Here is a 25,527-nt window from a genome sequence, read left to right as displayed (position 1 = left end):
TTGAGAGTTATTACGACTAAACGGCTAGCGTGCTTTCACGCGGCTGCGGTTAGGTTGTCCACCTTGACCTTGACGGGTCGATGCGGGCTTACCTGGGCGGCTAGGGCGGTTACCGTTATTACTGCCCCCTTTATTATTACTGCCACCGCGGTTTGCATTTTCACCGGCACCATTACGGTTCTCTGACTTGGCGCCTGGTTTGCCGCCTGATTTAGGCTTGTGACCATTAGGGGTATTGCTACCCGAACTGCCAGCAGCAGGGCGTTTGCCGTCTTTTCGAATATCCGGCTGGTTAGGGTGCTTGGTCGCAAAGCGTTTAGCACCATGTCGGCCAGAGCCACGGCGTTGAGCCGGTGTTATTTCGGCTTCGCAGCCTTCCTCTGGCACCAGACAGTTTGGTTTGTCACCGATAAGGTGCTTTTTCCCCATATCGATCAAGGCATCACGAATAATTGGCCAGTTAGCCGGATCATGATAGCGCAGAAGGGCCTTATGAACGCGGCGTTGACGTTCACCTTTTGCGACAAACAAGTCTTCACGTTTTTTGTATTTAACCCGCTTTAGCGGGTTCGTTTCAGAGTGATACATCGACGTAGCATTACACATCGGTGATGGATAGAAGTTCTGAACCTGATCACATTCAAATTCGTTTTTCTTCAGCCAAAGCGCCAGATTCAACATGTCTTCATTGGTCGAGCCCGGGTGTGCCGAAATGAAGTAAGGGATCAGGTATTGTTTCTTACCGGCATCCTTACTGTATTTCTCAAACATGTTTTTAAAGCGATCATAGGTTCCCATGCCTGGCTTCATCATCAGATCAAGCGTGCCTTTCTCGGTATGCTCAGGGGCAATCTTCAGGTAGCCGCCAACATGATGCGTTACTAGCTCACGCACGTATTCTGGCGATTCAACCGCTAAGTCATAACGTACGCCAGAGGCAATCAGTATCTTCTTGATCCCATCAACCTTACGGGCGTTACGATAAAGATCGATCGTGTGCCTATGATCGGTATCGAGCTTTTTACAGATCTCAGGGAAAATACAAGACGGGCGACGGCAGTTTGCTTCCGCGCGCGGATCTGAACAACCCAAGCGATACATATTTGCCGTTGGGCCACCGAGATCTGAAATCGTACCCGTGAAGCCCGGTACTTTATCGCGGATATCTTTTAGCTCTTCAATGATGGATTCTTGAGAGCGGTTTTGAATAATACGGCCTTCATGTTCGGTAATTGAACAGAATGAACAACCACCAAAACAGCCGCGCATGATGTTGACCGAAGTCTTGATCATGTCATAAGCCGGAATCTTTGCTTTGCCGTATGAAGGGTGTGGGACTCGCGCATAAGGAAGGCCAAATACGTAGTCCATCTCTTCGGTCGTCAGCGGGATCGGCGGGGTATTGACCCATAATTCACGATCGCCATGTTTTTGAATCAGTGCGCGCGCGGAATATGGGTTGGCTTCAAGGTGCATCACGCGGCTGGCATGCGCATACAAGATACGGTCGTTACGCAGCTTTTCATATGACGGCAGACGAACAAAACTATTTTTAGGATCGTGGCGAGAAGGCGTGATGGTGATGGGTTGAGCCACCGGTTGCTCTTCTGTTTTATTCGTTTCACAGACGGATTCTGTCGCATACGGATTGAGCATCGGCATGGCTTTGCCGGGCTTTTCGATACGAGATGAATCTATTTCACGTAAACCTTCAGGCGCTTCTTTCAACATGACGGCGGTGCCAGGGATACGCTTCATTTCTTCAAGTGTTTCGCCATTTGCAAGGCGATGCGCGACTTCTACCAAAGCACGCTCCGCATTGCCGAACAGCAGAATATCTGCTTTGGCATCAAAAATTACCGAGCGACGCACTTTATCTGACCAGTAGTCGTAATGGCTTAAGCGGCGAAGGCTGGCTTCAATCCCCCCCAATACGATAGGCGTTTCTTTATATGCTTCACGACAGCGCTGAGAATAGACAAGTACCGCACGGTCAGGACGTTTGCCGCCTTCGTTGTTCGGTGTGTATGCATCATCGTGGCGAAGTTTGCGGTCTGCGGTGTAGCGGTTGATCATTGAGTCCATGTTACCGGCGGTGATACCAAAGAACAGGTTAGGCTGTCCCAGCGCCATGAAAGCGTCTTTGTTATCCCATTTTGGCTGGGCAATTATTCCTACGCGGAACCCTTGTGATTCCAGTAAGCGCCCGATGACGGCCATCCCAAAACTCGGGTGGTCGACATAAGCATCACCAGTAACAATAATAATGTCACAGCTATCCCAGCCGAGAGCATCCATTTCTGCACGGGTCGTCGGCAAGAAGGGTGCTGTTCCGTAGCATTCCGCCCAGTACTTTGGATAGCTATTGATTGGTGTTACTTTCGTGTGCATGTGCTGACCTCTGTCTTTGGAGGCGGGGATTATATACTCAAATTACTTCAAAATGCAGAGTTCAGCGAGAATTCAGTGATTTTTAAGCAAGGCTGTTATCTGAATCGATCGCGGGTTGATTTCTATTATGGTTAACGCTTTAGTTCATTCTTCTTCCTCCTCCACCATAAATTACCAATTCTGTAGGATTTTATTGCACGGGTAGCGGCGTTAATGACGTGCAATTAACCATCTTGAGTATAATGACAATATACTCTTAAGGTATGTTCGATGTGGTGTGTGAGTGTGTTCAAATGGGGGAGGAGGAGTTATGTATGGTGTAATTCCAGATAAAAACGCGGTCCATGCTTTTTATGGTCGCGTGCCATGCGTTGACAAAAATGAAGGCTACAAAACTTGCTACTTCTCTTCATCAAATTATTCATCACCTTATGATGCTGCAAGCAAATGGGTTAACAAGGTGGGGGTTGAAATATGGGGATTAACGCGATGGTTAATGATAAAGGAGGGTAAGTTGCGCCGGATGCGCAGTTTGAGCCACTCGGTAACCGTCAAACCCGTTGTTCAGCATAATCATCAGCCTGACGGATCCATTGTTGGGTACACCTCGTTCGTTGTGAGATGGTATGACGACGATCTTGTTGAAACGACAAAATGGTTTGGGCCAAAGCGATGGAGAACCCTCGAAAAGGCAGAGATAGCGGCTCACCGATTTGCCGCCAAGAAACGTGCAGAGCATACGGGCGGTGAGTTGCATTTACCTGAATCATTGTCTTGACGTGGTTTGGGTATATTGCGCCTGATTAAAAATAGTGTCCGGTAATTTTATTGCTTTAAAATAAAAGGCCTCCAAAAAGGAGGCCAAATTAATGTTATTACTTCAAATTCAACGAGGTTGCTGCCGGTAGATTACCCTTCAGCTTGTGCAGGCACCATGTCTTGTGATTCTTCGCTGCTCTTAAGCATTACGCGGATAACGCGAGAGGCCAGTAATGCCACGGCTACCATCACAACAGCCAGTATTGTTAGTGTGCTGAAGTAGCCGCCATATACGGTTTGCACGATTTCTTGAGTGATCTCCTGGCCTTTCTCTAGCGCGATTGAGGTAGAGAATACGGCACCAACAATGCCACTAAGAGCAATCGCGACCGAGAACAGGCTCACAGAGAAGTTCTCAATGTGCTTAGGAGCGACGGACAGAATGAAGGCGACAACCATACTACCGACAATCACTTCAGCAAGTGCCTGGAAGAAGTGAATGGCCAGGAATACTTCAGGACGAATTATCACATCTGGTCCAATGCTCATAACGGCAGCGGTAAGGATACCGAACGCAATAGCGGTTAGGATGAATGAAAAGCCTACTTTAGTCGCTGTTGAGAAGTTGATATTGCGCTTCTCAAGCGAAGAAAATGTCATCGCAATTAATGGCCCACCCAAGATACACCACAATGGATTCATGGCCATTGAAGCTTCTGGGGCAATAGGAATAAATCCGAACAGATCACCACGCATAGTGTTAATTGTTACCATGGTCATCGACGTCATCATCTGCCCGTAGTATACGAAGAAGGCGGTAGTCAGAGCCGTCATGATGAGAATGGTGCCCATCTTAAGTGCATCGGCCTTCTTGGCTTTAAGCATTAATGAAATAAAGTATCCGATGGCAGCAGCGCCGATCGCATAGACAATGTTCTGGCCGATATCCATGTTGGAGAACATGAAAAAGACGAGTCCGATCATCGAAATAGAAATGCCGATAAAGGCGGCCCAGTTTTTAGGGCTGACAGGCTGTTGATCAATATCAGCGCCGACGGTTAGCAACGGTTTGCGAGAAATAAACAGAATGATGAAGGCGATGAATGCCATTGATGCCGACAAGGTGAAGCTGCCATTAAATCCAACAACCAGAACGAACATCGGGAACAGGTATTGTCCAAAGAGTGCGCCGATATTATTCACGGAGTAGTTGACCGGGTAGCCATTCTCGAAGTCTTCTTCATTAGAAAACGTACGCTTAAACAGGCTTGGATAGGAAGGAGACATCAGGCCGCGAGAGTAACTGGCCAGCGCGATACCAACAAGGCTCAATGAGATATTTGTTGTAGAGGCACCAAGCACCAATAAGGTATATCCGATTGCGAAGCCACAATAGCTGATAGTGAGAGAGCGGTATGCCCCCAAGAACTTATCGGCGATGAATCCGCCTGCAATAGCGAAAAGAGGCCCTATCGATGAGAAAGCACCAACCACCATCATGGTATCCGCTTCGCTATACCCAAGGTCTTCCAGGAAGAACCTTGTCAAAATTACCATCACGCCATAAAACGATAAGCCAAACATCATTTGGCAAACCATCATTGATTTATTAAGTCGATTCCACATAACTAGCTCTCTTTGTTTATGGAAGGAAAGTAAATAAAAAAAGTGTAAGTGTTTGTAAGTGCGTGTTGATATTAACATTAATAAATCCGCTTAACTCGAGCTCTTTGTCGCAAAAAACGAACACAACACGTTAGATTATCTAATCATAGGGGTGAGTTTTTATTATCCTATTTCTGGCGGTTATGCGTAATATTGGTGCCATTGTCGTTTTTTTAGCTATATTTGATGGCGCTGCGGCAAAGTTATGATTACTTTTTATAATCGAATAGTGGCAAGGGGGAACTGTACAGTGGTGATATGCCTGTAAAAAGGAAACCTTTCAGTTATCGGCTAATGCTCTGTGCGTAGCCTGCAAGTTGAATGTAGAAAAAAGCCCGCATCAGCGGGCTTAGAACTTTTTGAAACAGAAGTATGTTTAAATCAAAGGCTTATTTAAATAATACCGATTATGTCATTGGCACCATGATTTGGGTTGCCACAATAACAATGACAATACCCACAATCACAGGAACAGAAGTGCGCTTCGCGACTTCAAACGGAGAGAGCTTCGCCATGCCTGAACACGCGACCACCACGCCAGAGACTGGAGAAACAGTACGGCCAAGGTTTGATGCCTGAAGCATTGGAATAACCAGATAGGCTGGGTTAATTCCCATCTTTGCAGCAAGGCTTGGGATCAATTCGACGAAAGCATAGAACGGTGCATTACCAGAACCCGTAGTGATTGCTGCAACCGCCGTAATAGCAACCAGTAGAATCATGAGAACAATACCGCCCGCACCTGCAGCTTCAGCAAGGTGTAGCAGATTGTCGATGAAGCCAACAGATTTTAGGCCTTGTGCAAAAACACCGGCAGCAATTAATAGCATAACCACGCTAGAGAACGCCTCAGCCATCCCTTTATACGCCGCGTCCAGACCGTCAAACACCACTATTGAATTGCGGTGGCGGATAAGTTCGATAATGGCTGCCAGGAACATACAGATAACCAAAATAGTGACAATATGCAGTTCAGGCAGGAATTTTCCGCTGAATAATAAAACGCCGATGATAGGCGTGAATGGCAGGATGCAGAAGAACTTAGGGGCATCAACGGTCAGTTCACTTACGTCAAGCTTTTCATGGATTACACCTTCTTTATCATCGAGGTAACGCTGCCAGAAAAAATGCGCTGCAGCCATACCAATGATAGCGAGTACGGAGATCGGTAGTGTTGTTCTGAACGCAAAATCAATCAGTTCCATACCAGAGGCTTCTGCTGCGATAATTACATCACCGGAAGTAGGAGAAAGAATGAGCGCGGCAGGTGATGCGCAGATGGCGGCCGCAGCACCACGACTGATCCCCATGTTGACCATGAGTGGGAACAGCGTCGCCATGAGAAGTACTCCCAATCCGGTTGCAGATGCGACAGCCAGTGACATCAGGCATGCAACAAAATAAGTCGCGACCATCAAGACATAAGGGGATTTAATAAAACGTAATGGTTTAGATGCCATTTTCACGACCATGTCGTTGGCACCAATTTTTGTCATATAAGCTGCGAAGCCGCAAAGCACCATGATCATCATGCCCAGGCCGCCGGTACGATACATTAACAGGTACTTAATGTATTCGAAAACGTCAGTCGCTGCGTTTCCTGTCGATGTTACGCCAGATGGCAGTACGTCCTTACCTAATACTGCTGTGATAGCGAGCAAGATAATACCGCCAGTTAATAGCACTCCAGTTGCCGTGTATCCTTTGAAGATGTAGCGGCCTACGCCTCCCGCAACGAGAAGGCCAATTAATAACTCCGACATGAAAATATCCTTTTAAAGTACAAATAAAACAGAAAATGCAAGAAATCCATACCTTACAAAATGTTTTCTTACATATTATGACTAGGCAATTTACCTAATAAAATATAAGCATACGATAGCTATCAACTTAACTTATGATCTAAAGCAGGGTTTTCTATGGCGTGTTAATTAAGTGCTACATTAATGAAAAGTATTGCCGCGCCAACTGTAAAAAATTAACGAAATCGTTACTTCTGGTTGTTAATCAAACAAATGACAGCTAACGCCATATAAGATAAGAAGGATGTTAATCAAGGGAAGAGCATTTCATAATTAAATGTAAATATGATTATCAATCAGCAATGTTTCTTCACAAATGCCATGAAGGCGCGATCGGCGAGCGACAGGTAACCATTTTTGCGCCAGGCCATGGCGATATTAAGATAGACAGGCTCAGCGAAGGGGATGGGAATTAACCCTGTCTCATGTTCAGTCACCAGTTCTAAGAGAGCAGAGACCGCGAAATTATGCCTGATAATATTGAGGATCATTGGCAGAAGGTTAGTTTCAAAGGCTATTTGAGGGGTAAAGTGATGGGTGTGGCAGATGTGATCAATAAATTCGCGGTGGAAATAGCCTGGCTTGAACATGACCAGCTCTTCTTTAAAGAAGTCTTCGAAATGAATTAGCGACTGTGAGGCTAATTCATGCTCTTCACCCACGACGGCAACCATTTGCGAAGTAATAAGGTGTTCAGTTTCTAGCCTGTCTGGCACATCGACGTTATGGATTACACCTAAATCAAGCTCGCCGTCCAGTAACATTTTACGAATTGATTGGGTGCCTGCTTCGACGATGGTTAATTTAAGGTTGGGATACTGACTTTTAAATCCCATTAATATTTCCGGGAAAAAGTATGAGCCCAGCATACTGGGGACCCCTAACCGCACCTCGCCTCTTTCCAATCCTTTCAATTCATCCATGGCAATATTTGCATCGTTAATTTGCTGCAATATGCATCGGGCATGCACGAGTAAGACCTCACCTTCGTGGGTCAGCGTAACTTTGCGATCAGTGCGATGGAACAGAAGTAAACCCAGTTGCTGTTCAAATTTCTTAATTGCAACACTTAAGGCGGGTTGAGCTATGTGTAATCGCTCTGCTGCCCGAGTGAAGTTTGCCGTTTCAGCAAGGGTGACGAAATAGGTTAATTGGCGAGTATCCATAGCTATAACCTTAAATTATCATCATGATAGTTTTTATATATTTTCATTATTGCGCTTCAATTGCTACCGTTTCCTTGTTGTCACTAGTGTGCACTTTGTTTTATGTGCTTTTGGTCCTTATTTGCTGAGTAGTTTAAAGATGATTGAAATAAAAACACCCGCATACCGCCGTGCCAGCTTTGCTCTTGCCTTGGGTTCCTTCCTGGTGTTTTGTAATCTCTATTTGTTTCAACCGATGTTGCCGCTAATGGCCGCAAAATTTGCAGTGAGTGCTACTCAGGTTAACTGGCTGTTAGCCGCCGGTACCTTGGCCCTGGCGGTAACGCTCGTGCCTTGGGCGGTCAGTTCAGAAGTTTTCGGGCGTCGGCGCGTGATGATGCTGAGTTTATTCTTGCTGCCTTTGGTTGGGCTGACAATGCTACTTACCGAGAGTTTGCTGGCGCTGACCTTAGCCCGGGCGGCAATGGGGGTGTCGCTGGCCGGATTTGCCGCTGTCGCGGTGGCTTATATGGCGGAAGAGTTTACACCCCAGGCACTAATGCTGGCCGTCGGGAGTTATATCAGTGCGAACTCGCTGGGGGGGATATCCGGACGACTGTTTGGTGGCATTGTGACTGAAAACTGGGGCTGGCAAACGGCAGTGATCGGGATGGCGGTGTTCAGTTTTCTCGGTGCGCTGCTTGTTTATGTCTTATTACCGGAGCAGCAATACTTCCAGCCACAGAAGGGCCAGTTACGAGCGCACAATAAAGGCGTGTTACGGCATTTGAAGCAGCCGGTACTATGGCTGGCAATGCTGATTGGCGGTGTTAACTTCGCGTTGTTTGTCAATTTATATACGGTCATGGGGTTCAGGTTAGTTGCTCCGCCTTATTCATTACCGATCAGTTTGGCATCGCTGATTTTTCTTTGTTATTTAAGTGGTACGGTAACCGCAAAATTCAGTGGCAGGTGGAGCCAGGTATACAGCCCCGTTAACGGCATGATTTTAGGCACCACAGTCAGCGCTCTGGGTATGTGGGTGGCGGTATATGATTCTCTCTATACCATGCTTATCGGGTTATTACTGATCAGCTCGGGTGCCTTTTTTACCCACTCACTGGCGTACGCCTGGGTAAGCCAGAAAGCGAAGACCGCCAAGGCAACGGCGACGGCCTTGTACCTGGTACATTACTATGTCGGTGGAAGCCTCGGTGGTTTCTATTTAATCGCCTGTTGGCAATACGGGGCATGGTCGGCGGTATTGGCGGGAGGAACGATCTTGTATTGCCTGATTTACGTACTGTGTTTGCGATTAAAGCGCCTGGAAAATAACAAAGAAAAAGCCGCGTCAGATGGCATTCAGCCAGCAGCTTAAGACCGGTCTCATTCATTGCAAGTACTGGCCGCAATGAATGAGAGGGTATCCTTATTTATTTGCGATTTGATGCTTAGGCGAGGGCCATGGCCAGCAGAGAGATAGGGTGAATGGTCTCTAATGCCGTATTCTCTTCGATTTGCCATTTACACGTTTCACAATCGGTAATGGCAAAATCGGCACTCGACTGACGGATCTGGTTAAACAGATTTTTACCGATAGCCATTGAAGTCTCGTAGTTTTCGGTTTTAAAACCGTAAGTACCGGCAAGGCCGCAACACTGGCTGTCTAATACCTGCACTTCCAGCCCCGGGATCATCTTTAACAACTCAATGGTATATAGGCTACCGCCGGTTCGCTCCAGATGGCAGGGGGTGTGATAGACAACTTTCTTATTTATGGGCTTCATTTTTGGTGTATTGCCATTCATGAAGTGGCGTAATAAAAAGCGTGTTACATATTCGATTTTGTCGGCCACATTTGTGTTATCCACTTTTAATACATGCGGATATTCTTCGCGTAACGTGAAAGAGCACGTTGATGAGGTGGATAGGATGGTGGAATCGTATTTTTCAATCGCCGTTTCAAAGTGCTTAATGTTCAGTTTGGCATTTTTCTTGGCTTTATCGAAAAAACCATTGGCAATCAAAGGCACGCCGCAGCATTTTTCTTTATCTAACAGCTGTACGCCGATACTCATCGCGTTCATCACTTTGACAAAGTCTTTGCCTAGCTGCGGGTGGTTATAGTTAACAAAACAGCCGTGGAAATAATGCACTTGCTGAGGGTACAGCGCCTGACTGGTGCAGTTTTGTTTGTACCAGCGGCGGAATGTACCATGGGAGTACTTAGGCAGACTTTTGTGATCATGTACCCCGATGGTTTTATGCATGATTTTTTTCACCGGCTTGAGACTGGTGACGGCATTGACCACTGGTGCAAAAGGTGTGGCTACCGAACCCATCAGATCGGTATGGCTCAAGACGAAATCACGAATGGTCTTGATGTTTAATGGTATTTTGGCGTGTTGGTCACGGGCAACCGCAATGATGTCACCAATTTTAACACCTGAAGGGCAGGCGGTTTCACAACGTTTACAGTTGGTGCAGAGCTTCAGGGTTTCATCATAAAAATCAGGGCTTTTTAAGCGCAGGCGTTCGCCATCAGGACCGCACTGTTTTGGGCCCGGATACTGTGGATTTGCTTTTGCGACCGGGCAGTAAACGGTACAAACGGTACATTTGATGCACTGGTCAAAACTGGTGTCTTTTTGTAGAAGGCTCATGCGATAGTCCTTTCTTGTTGTTCTTGTCGGCGTTGTTGCTCAGTGTCAGAGTCGGTTGGGTTCGTTAAAGTAGCGGTTGCGATCATTTGTTCGGCGATACAGTAGCCGGTACTGATTGCAACCCCGCTGCCACACCCTTCAAAGACGGGATCATAATGCGCGAGCAATGCGCCGGCGCAGAATAAGTTCTCGACTGTCTGATTATTTACGGATGCCTGAAATTGTGAGTTGCAGTCGGCACCCATTTTCAGGAATGGATGTGCCTGCTGAGCAAAAAACTGGGGCTGATACCAATGGTCGCGGTCCGGAATGGCGGCAGTGTCGAGACCAAAGACAGGTTCTTTTACATTGAGGCGCTGAGCGGCCAGGCCGCGGCTGAAGAAGCTGCCCGTCGCAATAACAAAGTGCTCTGCAATCAGGGGCATATCACGATGATTACGGGTATAAATACATTTCAATTTACCGTTTTCAAAATCACCGCCCTGAACCTCATCGCCGGGCAGAATAAGACCTCCTAGCGTTTTATAGTGAGATTTCATTGCTTCCTCGAGGCGAATACCGAGTAAAGACGGTGGCATGGTTGGCAGTTCACAAATCGTAAAGCCGGTTAATCCTTCTAGTAGCTTGATAGTTGCTGCACCATCGCCATTACCAAATACGGCAGGAAGCACCACCAGATCAGCTTTGCCTACCGACTGAATTAAGGATTTGGCAAAAGCATGGAGTTTCGTTTCGTCGCGCAATACCCGCGAAATATCGATCGAGCGGAATTCGCAAGGATTACGCTGCATAGTGTCAAAATCAGGCAACTCGACCGCCGCGGTGGTGATTTTTACCTCGCTAAACTGTGACAGCCTGGCCAGGTTATCAGCCGCCATCTTCGGCTGGAAATCGCGAAAGCCGTCAATGGTCACCAGGGCGATATGGGCCAATTGCCCGGCTGTGTCGGTCAGTGGAAACTGATGTACCGTTTGCTGAGATAGCCAGGTTGAGCGGAATGTGCCCATGGGGGTCAGGCGAAGATGGTTTCTATCGTCGGGCTGAGAAGACAGCAGTACGCCGCGGGCCTGGATCATCTCCTGATACCAAGTGAGTGCTTCGCGCACTTTAGTTTCGCCTAATTTGCTATAAGGATGATTCGGGCTTTGGGCCTTCAGGGCATCGAATTGGGCAAACGGCTGATAAACAGGTGTGCCATTTGGCAGTCGGCTTAATACATCAATAGAGCCCGAAGAAAAGTGTAATGCACTTTGGCCTGCCGCGATAACTGCGGTTTTGAGTCCGGCTTCTGCACAGCGGATCGCACAACTTAACCCGGCAACTCCGCCGCCAATAATCAAGCTATCAAATTTCATGATGCAACCTCGCTGTTTTCGCTATTGTTCTTGTTTTTAATTCCGATATTGCTGTTGTTAGTCTCTGACGGAATACGCGGTGTCTTCGGTTCGGTTAGCGCAGGGATGTCGTTTTGTTCCGGAATATCACTGACGCCAAACAGGCCTTCGTAAATCCAGTAGGTAAATTCGCCTTCACGCAGCGCATCGCCCCAGAATACCGGCTTGATGCCTTTCCAGCGCTCTTCAAGAAAATCGCTGAGTAAGTGGCTGGCTTCGGTGCCCGAAGTCTGGCCGTATTCAGAGAACAGGCCTGCAGCACGATAAGAGCACAGCTCCCCCTGACATGGTCCCATACCGACGCGAGTACGACGGCGCAAATCGATCAGGTTGTGGACATCCAGTTCTTTGATGGCGTATTCCACCTCGCCACTGGTCACCATTTCGCATTCGCAGATAACCGCCTGGCTCTTTTTATCGTTTTTCAGGAATTTTTCTGCACGTTCGCCATGGCGATAATAAGCCGATTGATAAATTGGTTTTGCCAAACTTGCAGTGTGTTTCATCGCCTTGGGGGCCTGTTCAGAACCCGGTAGCGGTTTTTCATGAGTAATGCACGGCTGAGTATTGCCCAGCTTTGTTGCGACCATATCGGTTGCCCATTCCGCCATCATGCGGTAGGTCATTAATTTTCCGCCGGTAATCGTGATGAAGCCGTCCATGCCGTCACGTTCCGCATGGTCAAGCAGTACAATACCGCGGCTGATATTACGACCACTGGTATCACCGTCTACCGCAACCAGAGGGCGAACACCGGCATAAGCCCGAAGCACGCGGGTATTCGCCATAATCGGTGCTAACTTGGCGCCCTCTGCCAATAAAATGTCAATTTCTTTACTGGTAACATGCAGATCATCGATTTTATCGTAATCAATACGTTCAGATGTGGTGCCGATCAGTGAGATGGTATCGCCAGGAACAAGAATATCGGCATCGGATGGTTTGCGGCAGCGGTTAATGACCAGGTTGTTGATGCGGTAATCCAGAATTAACAGCGAGCCTTTAGCCGGGAACATCTTGATGTTCAGATCAGCGTATTCGCAGATTTGCTGGCCCCAGATCCCGGCAGCGTTAATGACTTGTTTGGCCCGTACGGAAAAATGCTCACCGGTTTTCATGTTAAGGCAGTTCACGCCTTTTACGGCATGGCCTTCGCGGATCAAGCCGGTGACAGTGCTGTGGTTAAACAGGCGCGCACCGTGTTCAACCGCGTCCAATACATTGGATGCCGCTAAACGAAAGGGGTCGATAGTGCCATCAGGAACCTTCACCGCACCAATTAAATCAGGGTTACAGTTGGGCTCTAAGCGCAGGGCTTCTTCCGGGCTCAGTTGATCAACGTTGATATCGGCACGGGTACAGGCTGATAAGAAGGTTTTCTGGAAGTCGAGATCATCATCGGGCAGCGATATAAATAATCCCTGGGTGTCTTCGACACAGTGGCGGGCGATTTTTTTCAGGATGCGGTTTTCCTGAATGCACTCACGGGCCGATTCTTCATCCGTGACGGCGTAACGCGCTCCTGAGTGAAGCAGGCCATGGTTGCGGCCGGTGGTGCCTGATGCAAGATCATCCCTTTCAATCAGGATACATTTGATCCCGCGCAACGCACAGTCACGCATAATACCTGTTCCGGTTGCACCACCACCGATGATAACGACGTCTGTTTCAAACCAACTAGTCATGTTCGTTTTCGCTTATTATTTGTTAACCAGCCCACACAGGAACAGTTTGATTCCCTTTCGTATAGCATAAATATGCCACTTCTCAGCGAGGAATTATTTGATCTACTACACGTAAATGGTCGAACGAGTGTTCGTTCGCGCTATTTGGTGGTTGGTTGGCTAATTAACAGGCATGTGAACAGAAAAAAGAGCTTTAAAGCGCTTAATACGTGGCAGGAGGAGTGACATTATGAGCGAAAACGTTAAGCGACAGCTTGGCGGCGTTCATCTTTGAGGGTGAGATGGCCGACAGGGTGGAAACGACAGCAGTCGCGGCCAGACTTCTTACACTCGTAAAGAGCGCGATCGGCCCGCTCAAGCATAGATGACACCGTGTCGCCAGGCGAATAGGTGGAAATACCAATACAGGTTGTGATACTTAAGTGGGTGTCATCGAGACCAACAGGAAAATCCAATTTGCGGATACTGTCGAGCATACGTTCGGATATTTTATGGGCCATTGCCTGATCGCAACGCGGCAGAAATAAAACAAACTCTTCGCCGCCATAACGCCCGAACAGATCGGTTTTACGTATTTTTGTCTGCATGAAGTCAGTAAACCCGCGCAGCACTTTATCTCCGGCGCTATGGCCCCAAGTATCGTTGATACGCTTAAACTTATCGATATCGAACAGTAATACTGAAAAGGAATTGCCTTTAAGTTCGCAGTTTACCAGTGATTTCTGTGCCAGTTGCAATAACATGCGACGGTTATAAATACCGGTTAACGGATCCAGCGTCGCCTGGCGGTAGAGCCGCATCAACATGTAGAGCTTAGAGAGCTGAGACCAAAGTACCATCAAGGCCAAGACTGCTTGCAGCCAGTAGTTGGCGAGATTTTCAGCTGAGAGCAGCCGTTCGGTCAGAAGGTTAACTAAAATTTGGGTCAGTATTGTGATAGTCAGCAGACTGAGGCTTTCTTTAATGGTGAGCGGAAGAATGGTTAGGGTTGCAATATAAATGATGGGTAACAGTGTGTAGCCATATTCATATCCACTGAAGGCTAACGGAAAATCGAGCACCACTAAGCTGTAAACGTAGAACAGATTGAATCCGACAACCAGCGCAGTTATGCACCATTGGGCTTGTTTTAACGAGCTGTGCTGGTGATTTATTTTGGCGATAAAAAAGAGAAAAGTGCCCAGGAGAATGCGAGCGATGGTAATTTTCAGGCCCTGATCCAGAGGTAAAAAGTAAACGTCGAAGGGGATCCATAACATGAACAGCACTCCCCAAACGATAGAGAGCAATGATGTCCGGGTGCGGAGGTAGCTACTTCGTGTATTCTGAAAACTGGATGTATGCGGTTTTTTACTCCATAAATCAGGCAAATACAGTTTTACCGACTTAAGCAGCGGCTCTAGGTTTTGGCGCATTGTTTGCTTTATTTTGTCCATTTTCTTCCCATCTGGTATCTGGCTACTGATTCGGGATAGATCAAAATACAGTGCAAATTATCTCTATTCTGAGTGAGCTTATTATTCTACAGATTGAGTAACGTCACTGTGACCTTGGTCCAAGAAATGTAGCAACGATAGGCGTCGTTACGGTAAGCATTGTTTTATTTGGGTTGATATGAATGCAATGTGGCCCATTTTTTCAGCGTCATGGGCTGAACAGCAGTCTTGACTAAATCTAATGAATTATCGCTGAACTCTGCATCTTGAGGCGGTTTGGGTATATAATCCCGCCACTTTAATTTCACACAAGAATGATCATGTTAGCAGGCTACTTAACATTTTTAATTCCCGCATTATTAGGTGCTCAGCTTATTCTTACGCTGGTGTTGACCAAAGGTAACATTTGTCCCGGGCAGCGCGGACGCGTGCATAAAACGTTGCCAGTTGTCCTTGTCGGTTGGCTGTTAGCCGTTATGGCTCAACCGCTGGCGGTATTACCTCTTCTGGCATTGGCGTATTTCAGCTTCAAGGCGAAAACGGGAAAAACACGTGATACAGGTCCAATGCCGGTTCTGATGGCTGCTAACGGATTGGCAGCTCTGTGCTGGCTCGTGCTATTACCATCAATGTCATTGCCACAGGTTGGCATGAGTTTTATGGCAATCGCACTGTTTGGATCATCATTGGCACACTTACTGTTGGCTCAAGCCAAAACGCGCTTACAAGCTTTTCATCGTATTTTGCCGTTTGTGGGCTTGAGCAGTGCAATGGTCTTAATTCTGTTTATGCTGTGGCAGCTGACCGATATTGATGCTGCAGTCGTTGAAGCAATGACAACGAATGTCATTGCAGCGCTGTTGCTGCTGGTATTTGCCCTGCTGGTGTGGGCGTCACATATTCTACTCAGCCGCACCGTAAATCGCTGGCAGTTGTTGGTGGCGTCGGTATTGCTGGTGGTTTCCGGCTCAATGCAGTTAACCTTGTTCTGATCATCTAAACCTGCGAGTTCGGGATAGAGGGCTTTTTTATGCCGGTTGATTTGATCCCTACTATGCTTATCGGTAGAAAAGCGAGTGAAGGGGAAGGCGGTATGGAAATTTCAAATCTACTGAATATGGACAGTAAAATTGTCATCGGTATTATCAACGAACGACTCAGGCTGGAATGTTCCAGCATGGATGAGCTGGTCAGTCGCTATGAATTAGATGCTGATGAGCTGACCGAGAAAATGGCTACGATCGGTTATCGCTATGATCCAATTACCAATCAATTTAAGTAAACACCCAATCAGATTTAAAAGTAACAGGCCAGCATAACAATGCTGGCCTTTTTGTCCTTTGGGGGGTTCTACGCCGCTTTAATTCCTTCAAGATGCGTTTGGCACTGTTGCCTTGCGGTAGCGAAGAATGCCTGTAAATAATGGCGATCCTGCTCCGATGAACGGATGGCTGCAAATAGCCGGCGCCATAATCCCTCCCCAAGCGGTTTACTCACAATGAGTCCCTGGCGGGAAAAATCATGAATCGCCCAGTTTGGCAGCGCCGCGACGCCTAAGCCTGCAGACACCATCTGAACCAGCATTAACGTATTATCTGCTTGCTTCCAGGCTTTTGGCTCGACGTTCGCGGGCTGGAGAAAGTGCTTTACAACATCCAAACGGTTCTTTTGCACCGGGTAACTGAGCATCGTCTGATTGGCAATATCACCAGGTTCGATAACGTCTTTATCGGCTAAAGGCGACTGAGGGGATACCACCAATCGCATTTCAAAATCGAATAAAGGTTCGTAGTGAATTTCAGCCCGGGGTTGAATATCTGAAGTGATCACAACATCGAGCTCGCCAGAGGCCAACGCCGGGATCGGTTCAAACCCGAAACCGGAAGAGAAATCGAGTGCCACGGAAGGCCAGTGGATCTGATATTCCTTTAATGCCGGCATCAGCCACTGGAAGCAGGAGTGGCATTCAATTGCCATATGCAACCGGCCATTGGCATCGGCTTTGAGGCCTGAGAGATCGTGTTCTGCTTTAACAATACGGGGGATCAGCTCATCTGCCAGTCGGAGTAAAATTTCGCCTTCAGCGGTAAACTTTACAGGGCGAGTTTTACGGAGAAAGAGTTGTCCGCCCAGCCGTTGTTCCAGATCTTTTAGTTGGTGTGATAAAGCAGATTGTGTCAGACACAAGGTGTTAGCCGTTGCGGTGAGAGAACCTGTATCGCGTAGAACAGAAAGGGTTCTGAGGTGCTTAATTTCAATCATGAGCGAATTTCAACATCCTTGTGATCACTATGAATTCAATGTACCTGTTCAATAAGGATGTGTAAACATCTAGACGTCTATTGCCTGTGGTTTTGATCTAATGAAATGATTATTAATTTTTCTCATAATCAAGGTGAGTAATTAGAAATTGTTCATCTTGTTTATATGCGCCATTGTTTAGCCATCCATACCGCTAAATAGACAGCAGGGAATCACAATGACAGTTTCAGCAGTTCATAAAACCATCACCCACATTCTGGGTTACCCGCGTGTAGGCTCACAACGAGAGCTGAAATTTTCACAGGAAAAATACTGGCGCGGTGAGATTGATCAAAAAGAACTTAAGGCCGTGGGTAGCTTATTGCGCCACCGCCATTGGGGGGATCAGGTCGGTGCCGGGCTGGATTACGTTTCTGTGGGGGATTTTGCCTGGTACGACCATGTTTTAAGCACCAGCATGTTACTTGGTCATATTCCCCAACGTCACAAGAACGGCTTTCCGGATCTTGATACACTCTTTCGGGTTGCACGCGGCAAAGCGCCCACCGGGTGTGCTTGTGCGGCATCGGACATGACAAAGTGGTTCAACACCAATTACCATTACATCGTTCCTGAGTTTACTAAAGACGATCAGTTTACTGTCAGCTGGCAGCAACTGTTTGAAGAAGTGGCTGAAGCGAAAAAAGCAGGCCACAATGTAAAACCTGTTTTGCTTGGTCCCGTTTCTTACCTTTGGCTAGGTAAAGAAAAAGAAGCAAGTTTCGATCGCCTGACGTTACTGCCGCGTCTGTTATCTGCTTATCAGCAGATCTTAACCAAATTGGCCGCACTGGGTGTAGAGTGGGTTCAGGTTGATGAACCCGTGTTGACGCTTGAATTGCCAACAGCCTGGGCAGATTCCTTCAAACTGGCTTATCAGGTACTGAATGGCGACGTGAAGTTATTGCTTACCACCTATTTTGACAACATTACCCACCATCTGGACAAGATAACTGAGCTGAATGTCGACGGTCTTCATGTAGACTTATCTGCCGCGCCTGCACAGTTGGACGACGTGGTTGAGGCGCTGCCCGATCACTGGGTACTGTCAGTAGGAGCCGTCAATGGTCGCAATGTATGGCGTGCTGATCTGTCTCAGCTCCTTGAGAAACTGCAACCGGTTAAAGCGCAGCTCGGCAAGCGTCTGTGGCTGGGAAGCTCCTGTTCGTTACTTCATAGCCCCATTGACGTAGATCTTGAAACAGAGCTGTCACCCGATGTGCGTCAATGGCTCTCTTTTGCGAAGCAAAAATGTCGTGAAGTCACCTTGCTTGCACAGGCTTTGGATGGTAACAGCATTGCGATTGAGGAGTGTCATAAATACAGTGCTCCCATTAAAGCGCGATTAAACAGCGCACGGGTCAACAACCCTGATGTGCGCCGGCGCACTGATGCAATTACCGGTGCATTGGCTGACCGTAAAGCGCCGTATGCCGAACGAGCACGCAAGCAGCGCGGAGCCTTGAATTTACCGCTGCTACCCACAACAACGATTGGTTCATTTCCGCAAACCGCTGAAATTCGTTCTCAGCGAAGTGATTTTAAAGCAGGTAGGCTGAGTAAAGCCGATTATAACGCTGTGCTGAAAGATCATATTGCCGATGCTATTGCCCGTCAGGAAGCATTGGATCTTGATGTACTGGTTCATGGTGAAGCTGAGCGTAACGACATGGTAGAGTATTTTGCCGAATTATTAGAGGGTTTTGCGGTAACCCGTTTCGGCTGGGTACAAAGCTACGGTTCTCGCTGTGTAAAACCGGCGATTATCGTGTCAGACATCTATCGGGCCAGAGCAATGACAGTAGAGTGGGCGACATACGCACAGTCTCTGACAGACAAGCTTGTCAAAGGTATGCTGACTGGCCCGGTCACCATCCTGGGCTGGACATTTCCGCGAGAAGATTTGACGCGGGAAGAGATTGCCAACCAGATAGCCTTAGCGCTGCGTGATGAAGTGGCCGATCTGCAAGCGGCGGGCATCAAGATTATTCAGATCGACGAGCCGGCTATTCGTGAAGGCTTGCCCCTGAAAGAGAGCCAGTGGCCGTTGTATCTCGATTGGGCTGTTAATGCCTTTAAAATCGCGGCGGGAAGTGCAGATCCGCAAACGCAGATCCATACGCATATGTGTTACAGCGAGTTCAACCACATCATCAAATCTGTCGCCGCGCTGGATGCCGATGTTATTACCATTGAAACATCTCGCTCAGACATGGAGTTATTAACAGCATTTGAAGCATTTAATTACCCGAATGAAATAGGCCCGGGTGTTTATGATATTCACTCGCCTAATATTCCGCCAGTAGAACAGATTATTCAGTTAGTCGAGAAGGCAGAAGCCCTTATTCCGGTTGAAAGGTTATGGATTAATCCTGACTGTGGCCTGAAAACCCGTAATTGGGAGGAGACCGAAGCCGCCCTGAGTAATATGGTTACTGCCGCAAAAGCACTTCGTGAGGAGTGGCATGCAAAAGCGGTTTAACAAATTGCCATGAAAAGAAATTGAGGGAGTGCTCTAAGCACTCTTTTTTTCGATGTGGAAAAATCAAAAAATATCTTTAAGTTACAGACTTGAGGCGAGGGTAGATCCCCCCGCCTTTACGTGCAACGATGATTACTGAGGCTCAGTACGTGTGAAAGTCAGTATGTGGCTGGCGCTTGTTAGTGTTAACTGATCACCAGAAATTTTCGCCTCACTCCAGTCCGTCAGTGTCTGGGTCAGGGTATTTTCCATCTCCATTGCCGGGGCAGGGCAGGCCATCATAGTCATTCCCATTTTTTCAATGCGTAACTGACCGTCGCTCAATTCAGCCTGACCAAAGTAACGGTTGCAGCCAGAATAACCATTTGCGCTCATGTCATTGGTGAGCCCAATATTGGGGGCTGTAAACGGCTCTGGTAACTCAATGGCTTTGTTGTCAACTTGAGTGAGCACCCAATTGTGGTTAACAAGATCCCCCTCGGTTGCAATTTTACTGATCTCGCCGTTGTTGCCTGCACATGCAGCAAGGATCATAGGTAATACCAATACGGTAAGTAAACGCTTTTTCATAGTGTCGATTCCCAGGGTTTAGATGTGGATATACTCTTTATTGAACAGAAGCTGTCTTACGATCAATTAAAGAATGGAGAGCATTAATACCAAACTGTATAACAATAAGAAAGCTTGCTATCTCTTTATTCACAGCATGAATAAGTCACTGAGCTTTAAGGATTAAAATCAATTATGACAAAGGTAAAATAATATGTGTTAGAAATACGTGATTTTTACTGTGGCTTTGCACGGTAGATATCGTCTGAAATGATCTGAAGTCGTTTGAAACACCGTTTACATTAACTTGGTATTAGGTTTTTTTTCGATCATGTGAAGATGAACATCCTGTTGCGGGAAGGGGATAGAAATTCCTTCTTGGTCGAACCGGATTTTAACCTCGCGAGTAATATCCCAGTATACATCCCAGTAATCTTCAGTTTTTACCCAAGGACGAACAATAAAATCAACAGAGGAGGTATTAAGCGTGTGCAGTTTAATGGTTTTTTCTGGCTGACCTAATACCGCAGGGTGAGCATCAACAATGTCACTCAACACTTTTTCTGCCAGTTCAATATTGTCGCTATAACCAATACCAAAGATCATATCGACACGCCGAACGCGTTCATGTGTCATGTTTTTGATTATGTCTCCCCAAATTTTGCTGTTTGGAACAATGATGATTTGGTTATCAAACGTTTTTATGGTGGTGTTTACCAGGCTCATATGGCTCACTTTGCCCGATACGCCGCCAGCTTCCACAAAGTCACCCACATCGAATGGCCGGTAGATCAGCAGCATCATGCCGGAGGCAAAGTTGGACAGGGTATCTTGTAAAGCAAAACCGATGATCACACCGGCGACACCAAAACCAGTAAGGATTGGGGCCAAGTTTAAGCCAATTTGCGACATGGCAATGAGCAGGCCTATGACAAAAACGCCATTGCCGGATATGGAGGTGAAGAAGTCCTGCATCAGCTGCGATAAATTAAGGTTTGGTGAGGAAACCGCTTTTTTCACCATTTTCCGCGTTAATTTTTTCAGCCCGCGGAACACGATAATGATGAATACGAAGATCAGGGAATTGAACAGTAGCTGTGGCGCTTTATCAAATATCCACTGTCCGAATTCATTCCCCCAGGTAGAGATGATCGAAAAAATGACGTCGAGATTGAGCAGATCATTGGTAAGGGTACCTGTGGCTTCAAAAAGCTGTTGCTTATACTTTGTCGTATCCAGAGCCATCTTGTCACCGAGCTTGACTAAAAACTGCAAGGTGTCGATGTCACTGGCTACTTTGCGCTGTGCAAGAATGTGCACCAGTTGGACGGAGGTTTTTTCTCCTTCAGTCGCTGATTTAAGCTGCTTACTGAGCAAGGCTTCTTGCTGGCTATCGAAGGTCAGGGATGCAGACATGAACTCCAGCCGGTGTTCAATATCATTGATCAGTGCTTGTTCTTTTTTCGGTGCTGGGTCACCAAGTAGTTTTAGCCATTGATAGTTTTCCCATTGTTCTTCGAACAGGCGGGAGGAAAAACGGCGGGTTTCATCCAATGACTTCTGCGCCAAAAGTTTTCCTTCATTCGTTTCCTTGTCCAGTTCCTTTTCATCTGTTTTTATTTTATTGAGCAAAAAAACCGATGCGTCTGAGATGAATTTAACCTGCTGGTGGACATGTCTTAGAAGAAGCTCATGCGTCTCTTCGGTCCGGTTATCAATTAAATCCTGAATAACCTCCCTAAGCGCATTGTTTTTATTGAGAAGCTGTAGGCGAACCACATCCCGAGCGGAACCCGACATGGTCTGAGATTCGGTATAAAGTGCTGCAATTTCCTGATCAAGTTGTTCTAGTTTCACAATTTGCGGCGAGGATTCTTGTGCAATGCAAAAAGATGACAGTAACAGAAATAATAAAACCAATACCCGCATTATAAACGCTACTCTTGCCAACAGGGATTTTACAAGCATAGCAAACGCAATCATCTGGTGTTCAGAATTGGGCACATAAAAAACCATAGCTTGGATTATTATCTTTAGTATCTTTTGTGTTTGCAGTCTCTCAACGCGGGCGGGCTGGATCATTCCCAAAGGGCGAGTTGACTGGCGAAATAGGCTGTGTCGCTGATTTTCAACGTACAGTTGCGATATGTTTAAATCGGCACTTTGCCTGATAGCCAATAAATCTTCGCTAAAACGAGCATCTTGAGGTCACTTGAATATAATTAGTTTGATAACTGAGTGATCGTCGCAGTAAGTGTTGGCTTGGCAGGTAGTCTTTAGGTGGCGTAATGATTAATCATAATATTGTGAAAATCAGCTTAAAAAACGGGATTAAGGATCTTTTCGAAACGTCTGGTGGCGGAATAAAAGAGCTTTTTGAAACATCGGCGGGAATAAGAGGGATTGAATACAGTTCAAGTCGTGAAGCTTATATTAATAAAAATCAGCTTGTTTGGTTTCATATTGATGAAGAAAAAATGACCATAGCAATGAGCTTTGGTGATGTCAGGTCGACATTACAATTCCCTGACCATGGTGGTGAATTTCAGCGAATAAAAAGAGATCTGACAAGGTAGTTGAACTTATTGGAGCCGATGGGTTGCCGCCAAATTGTTGTCATTTTTGCGTACATGAGTTGGTTTTACTGATGGTTTTCCGTAAAAAAAGCCCCCTTGCAAGAAGGGGGCAATAGTACCATCGCTAATATATCCCCACTTCCCGCAAGCCCCGTCATACCTAGGGTTTTCATATTTATCAACCAGTTGTGAAAGGTTGATGAATGCAATATGCATCAGTATTAGTGGGTTTTATTCACGAATGTCGCCACTCTGTCGCCACTTTCTGGCGGCGGATTAAAAGGTGTTTAAAGGAAGTTCAGAGGGTTTTTAGTGACGGCATCTTGAAGGTGATCGGGGGCGAAATGGCTATACACCATTGTCTGTTTTATATCGGTATGACCCAGTATGCGCTGAAGCACTAAAATATTGCCACCGTTCATCATGAAGTGGCTTGCGAAGGTATGACGTAATACGTGTGTCGTTTGGCCTTTAGGAAGTTCAGGGAAGCACCGGCGGATGCGTTTATAAAGAGGCAAATAATTGGTAGTGAAAAGTGGGCCATTACCGCGACAGTGAATCTCATCATACAGCTCAGATGAAATAGGCACAGTGCGATTTCGCTTCCCCTTGGTATTGGTAAACGTGATTTTGTGTTTGGTCAGTTGAGAACCTTTGAGGTTCGCGGCTTCCATGATGCGTGACCCAGTAGCAAGGCAGACTTTGATGATTTTAACTATCTCTTCACCATTGTTGGTGTGACTCACAAAGTCGAGAAGGTGGATGATTTGTTCGTGTGTTAAAAAAGCGAGTTCCTTTTCCGGTGTCTTGATTTTTTTAACGCTTTCGAAAGGGTTGGGGTGGTTCCACTCATTTAAGCGATGCAGCTCATTAAACACAGCCTTGAGCAAAGTAAGCTCCAGGTTCTGAGTTTGTGGCGACAGTTCCTTTGCACCGTTTACAACAATATTTCGTCTGGTTGCACGATAGCGGGTGAAATCACGGCCACTGCATTGGGCTGCTATAGGGTTGCCCATTAATTCGCTGATCACCTGCAAGCGGCGGTAACACATCTTACCGGCTTTAATGTTTTTACCGTGATACTCAAACCACAAATCAACCAACTCTGATAACCGGCGATTATCGGGTTTTTCTCCAAGCCACGGCTTATCTTGAATTTCACGCATGGTGAAACGCTCAAAAGCTAGGGCTTCACCTTTGGTCGAAAACTTTTTGCGTAGACGTTTGCCTTGCCGCCCTTGGGGGTAGCATTCGCAAAGCCATGAACTATCTGTTTGTTTTCTAACGGCCATAATAGTATATACTGTTTTTATATACAGTCATTCTAGGACTCAATTTTAACTTTGCAATGTTTATTGCTGCATATTGCAGACATACGATTGAACGTTTATCCAGCAGTTGATTTTTCCAAGGTGGTACATTTGCCATTCAAAGGTATAATCTGACTGATTTTTTTAATTATTTTATTGGTATTGTTGGTACATGAAAGCAATTGATTTATTCGCAGGGGCAGGTGGCTTTTCTCTGGCAGCTCATAAAGCTGGGGTAAAGGTTATGGCTGCTGTAGAGTTTGATGAACAAGCTGCGATTACCTACCAGCAAAACCTAGTTGATCGTTTAGAAGCGCCTACAAAGGTTTATTCTAAAGATATTAACACCATTGATATTCCTGAATTCATGGAAGAGCTCGCTATTAAAGAAGGTGAGCTTGACCTGTTGTTGGGTGGTCCACCTTGCCAGGGATTTTCTGGACACCGGCTAGGGGATAGTTCAGTTGATGATCCTCGTAATAAACTGCTTATTCGATACTTCGATTTTGTGCATGCACTCAAGCCAAAAGTTTTTCTTGTAGAGAATGTTCCGGGTATGTTGTGGAAGCGCCACGAAAAGCACCTGAACAATTTTTTAGATTTGGCTAAAGAAAATGGCTACAAGATTATCGGGCCAGAGCGCATTAATGCCAAAGATTATGGTGTACCTCAGAATCGATTACGTGTTTTCATTCTTGGTGTTCGAGAAGATGTTGATCTAGCAGACTTACAATGGCCACCTCAACCAACGCATTTCAAGCCGGGTTCAAATAAGTCAGAATGGTTAACTGCTTCTAATGTTTTCGAACGGCCGCCTGAAAAAGAATTAGAGCGATTATTTGAACGGTTTGTGAAAAAAGACAGTATTGAACATGATAAGGCTTGGCAAATAATTGACTCATTGAAGTTCGGTAAACCTGTAGCTTCGATAGAAGATGACCCATGTGCTTTTCATATGAACCATACTCCTGAACTCACAGCACGGTTTGCGGAAATAGGACCTAATGGAAGTCGTGATGAAATCGGCACTCAGCTGAAATGTCATAGCAATGGCCATAAAGGCCATAAAGATGTTTATGGCCGTGTTCGTTATCACCTGCCAGGGCCGACGATGACGACAGGGTGTTATAATCCATCAAAAGGTCGTTTTGTGCATCTATGGCACAACCATGGTATTACGCTACGTCATGCGGCAAGGTTCCAGACATTCCCTGATGACTACATCTTCCAAGGCACTGCAACATCTCAAGCCAGACAGATAGGAAATGCAGTGCCCATAGAATTAGGGAAGCATCTCATTACTGCAATATGCAGTAGATTGAAATAAGAAAAGTGCCTACAATGTTAGGCACTTTTTTTTGCGCAAATT

The 25,527-nt window shown here is 46.4% G+C and carries 19 protein-coding genes; 7 read left to right on the top strand and 12 right to left on the bottom strand.

Annotated features, from left to right (window positions below; translation table 11 throughout):
- Positions 1–24: 24 nt before the first annotated feature.
- Entirely contained in the window at positions 25–2,391 is a 2,367-nt protein-coding gene (locus AC2204_RS01275) for a YgiQ family radical SAM protein (RefSeq protein ID WP_318923536.1), read from the bottom strand.
- Between the two features lie 310 nt (positions 2,392–2,701).
- Here AC2204_RS01275 and AC2204_RS01270 point away from each other — a divergent pair, with 310 nt between their 5' ends.
- Positions 2,702–3,169, top strand: coding sequence for a hypothetical protein (locus AC2204_RS01270; RefSeq protein ID WP_318923534.1), 468 nt, complete (start codon positions 2,702–2,704; stop codon positions 3,167–3,169).
- Between the two features lie 131 nt (positions 3,170–3,300).
- On the opposite strand, the gene AC2204_RS01265 is transcribed toward AC2204_RS01270, so the two are convergent.
- The 3 genes from AC2204_RS01265 to AC2204_RS01255 all read right to left on the bottom strand — a co-directional run bounded on the left by AC2204_RS01265 (position 3,301) and on the right by AC2204_RS01255 (position 7,783).
- Positions 3,301–4,776, bottom strand: a complete 1,476-nt coding sequence (locus tag AC2204_RS01265; RefSeq protein ID WP_318923533.1) for a peptide MFS transporter — start codon at positions 4,774–4,776, stop codon at positions 3,301–3,303.
- Between the two features lie 446 nt (positions 4,777–5,222).
- A complete protein-coding gene (gene dcuC, locus AC2204_RS01260; protein ID WP_318923531.1) occupies positions 5,223–6,578 on the bottom strand; it encodes an anaerobic C4-dicarboxylate transporter DcuC in 1,356 nt (451 codons plus the stop codon).
- 335 nt (positions 6,579–6,913) lie between these two features.
- Positions 6,914–7,783, bottom strand: coding sequence for a LysR family transcriptional regulator (locus AC2204_RS01255; RefSeq protein ID WP_318923529.1), 870 nt, complete (start codon positions 7,781–7,783; stop codon positions 6,914–6,916).
- A gap of 139 nt (positions 7,784–7,922) precedes the next feature.
- On the opposite strand from AC2204_RS01255, the gene AC2204_RS01250 reads away from it, so the two are divergent.
- Positions 7,923–9,140 carry an MFS transporter gene (locus AC2204_RS01250; protein ID WP_318923528.1) on the top strand — a complete coding sequence of 406 codons (1,218 nt, stop codon included), beginning with the start codon at positions 7,923–7,925 and terminating at the stop codon, positions 9,138–9,140.
- A gap of 73 nt (positions 9,141–9,213) precedes the next feature.
- Here AC2204_RS01250 and glpC read toward each other — a convergent pair whose 3' ends face one another.
- The 4 genes from glpC to AC2204_RS01230 form a co-directional block, all read right to left on the bottom strand.
- Positions 9,214–10,425 carry an anaerobic glycerol-3-phosphate dehydrogenase subunit GlpC gene (glpC, locus tag AC2204_RS01245; protein WP_318923527.1) on the bottom strand — a complete coding sequence of 404 codons (1,212 nt, stop codon included), beginning with the start codon at positions 10,423–10,425 and terminating at the stop codon, positions 9,214–9,216.
- Positions 10,422–11,780, bottom strand: coding sequence for a glycerol-3-phosphate dehydrogenase subunit GlpB (gene glpB, locus AC2204_RS01240; protein ID WP_318923525.1), 1,359 nt, complete (start codon positions 11,778–11,780; stop codon positions 10,422–10,424). Before glpB ends, glpC begins: the two co-directional genes overlap by 4 nt.
- Positions 11,777–13,504, bottom strand: coding sequence for an anaerobic glycerol-3-phosphate dehydrogenase subunit A (gene glpA / locus AC2204_RS01235; RefSeq protein WP_318923523.1), 1,728 nt, complete (start codon positions 13,502–13,504; stop codon positions 11,777–11,779). Before glpA ends, glpB begins: the two co-directional genes overlap by 4 nt.
- A 242-nt stretch (positions 13,505–13,746) precedes the next feature.
- Positions 13,747–14,940, bottom strand: coding sequence for a GGDEF domain-containing protein (locus AC2204_RS01230; protein ID WP_318923522.1), 1,194 nt, complete (start codon positions 14,938–14,940; stop codon positions 13,747–13,749).
- Between the two features lie 320 nt (positions 14,941–15,260).
- On the opposite strand from AC2204_RS01230, the gene AC2204_RS01225 reads away from it, so the two are divergent.
- Both AC2204_RS01225 and AC2204_RS01220 read left to right on the top strand, forming a co-directional pair.
- Entirely contained in the window at positions 15,261–15,932 is a 672-nt protein-coding gene (locus AC2204_RS01225; protein WP_318923520.1) for a hypothetical protein, read from the top strand.
- 101 nt (positions 15,933–16,033) lie between these two features.
- A complete protein-coding gene (locus AC2204_RS01220) occupies positions 16,034–16,222 on the top strand; it encodes a DUF4250 domain-containing protein (protein WP_318923926.1) in 189 nt (62 codons plus the stop codon).
- Positions 16,223–16,290: 68 nt separating this feature from the next.
- Here AC2204_RS01220 and metR read toward each other — a convergent pair whose 3' ends face one another.
- Positions 16,291–17,202, bottom strand: a complete 912-nt coding sequence (gene metR, locus AC2204_RS01215; protein WP_318923519.1) for an HTH-type transcriptional regulator MetR — start codon at positions 17,200–17,202, stop codon at positions 16,291–16,293.
- Between the two features lie 217 nt (positions 17,203–17,419).
- On the opposite strand from metR, the gene metE reads away from it, so the two are divergent.
- Complete coding sequence (metE, locus tag AC2204_RS01210) at positions 17,420–19,723, top strand: 5-methyltetrahydropteroyltriglutamate--homocysteine S-methyltransferase (protein WP_318923517.1); 2,304 nt, start codon at positions 17,420–17,422, stop codon at positions 19,721–19,723.
- Between the two features lie 132 nt (positions 19,724–19,855).
- On the opposite strand, the gene AC2204_RS01205 is transcribed toward metE, so the two are convergent.
- On the bottom strand, positions 19,856–20,293 hold the full coding sequence (locus AC2204_RS01205; protein WP_318923515.1) for an META domain-containing protein: 438 nt from the start codon (positions 20,291–20,293) through the stop codon (positions 19,856–19,858).
- Positions 20,294–20,569: 276 nt separating this feature from the next.
- A complete protein-coding gene (locus tag AC2204_RS01200; protein WP_318923925.1) occupies positions 20,570–22,201 on the bottom strand; it encodes a mechanosensitive ion channel family protein in 1,632 nt (543 codons plus the stop codon).
- A gap of 359 nt (positions 22,202–22,560) precedes the next feature.
- Here AC2204_RS01200 and AC2204_RS01195 point away from each other — a divergent pair, with 359 nt between their 5' ends.
- Complete coding sequence (locus tag AC2204_RS01195; protein ID WP_318923513.1) at positions 22,561–22,848, top strand: hypothetical protein; 288 nt, start codon at positions 22,561–22,563, stop codon at positions 22,846–22,848.
- 287 nt (positions 22,849–23,135) lie between these two features.
- Here AC2204_RS01195 and AC2204_RS01190 read toward each other — a convergent pair whose 3' ends face one another.
- The gene (locus AC2204_RS01190; protein ID WP_318923512.1) at positions 23,136–24,140 is read right to left on the bottom strand and encodes a phage integrase; all 1,005 of its coding nucleotides are present in this window, start codon (positions 24,138–24,140) and stop codon (positions 23,136–23,138) included.
- Positions 24,141–24,330: 190 nt separating this feature from the next.
- On the opposite strand from AC2204_RS01190, the gene AC2204_RS01185 reads away from it, so the two are divergent.
- On the top strand, positions 24,331–25,485 hold the full coding sequence (locus AC2204_RS01185; protein ID WP_318923510.1) for a DNA cytosine methyltransferase: 1,155 nt from the start codon (positions 24,331–24,333) through the stop codon (positions 25,483–25,485).
- Positions 25,486–25,527 lie beyond the last annotated feature (42 nt).

The sequence above is a fragment of the Photobacterium sp. genome (assembly GCF_057456235.1).
Note: the sequence above shows the minus strand (reverse complement) of the source record. Positions and strands in the feature narration are given on the sequence as shown.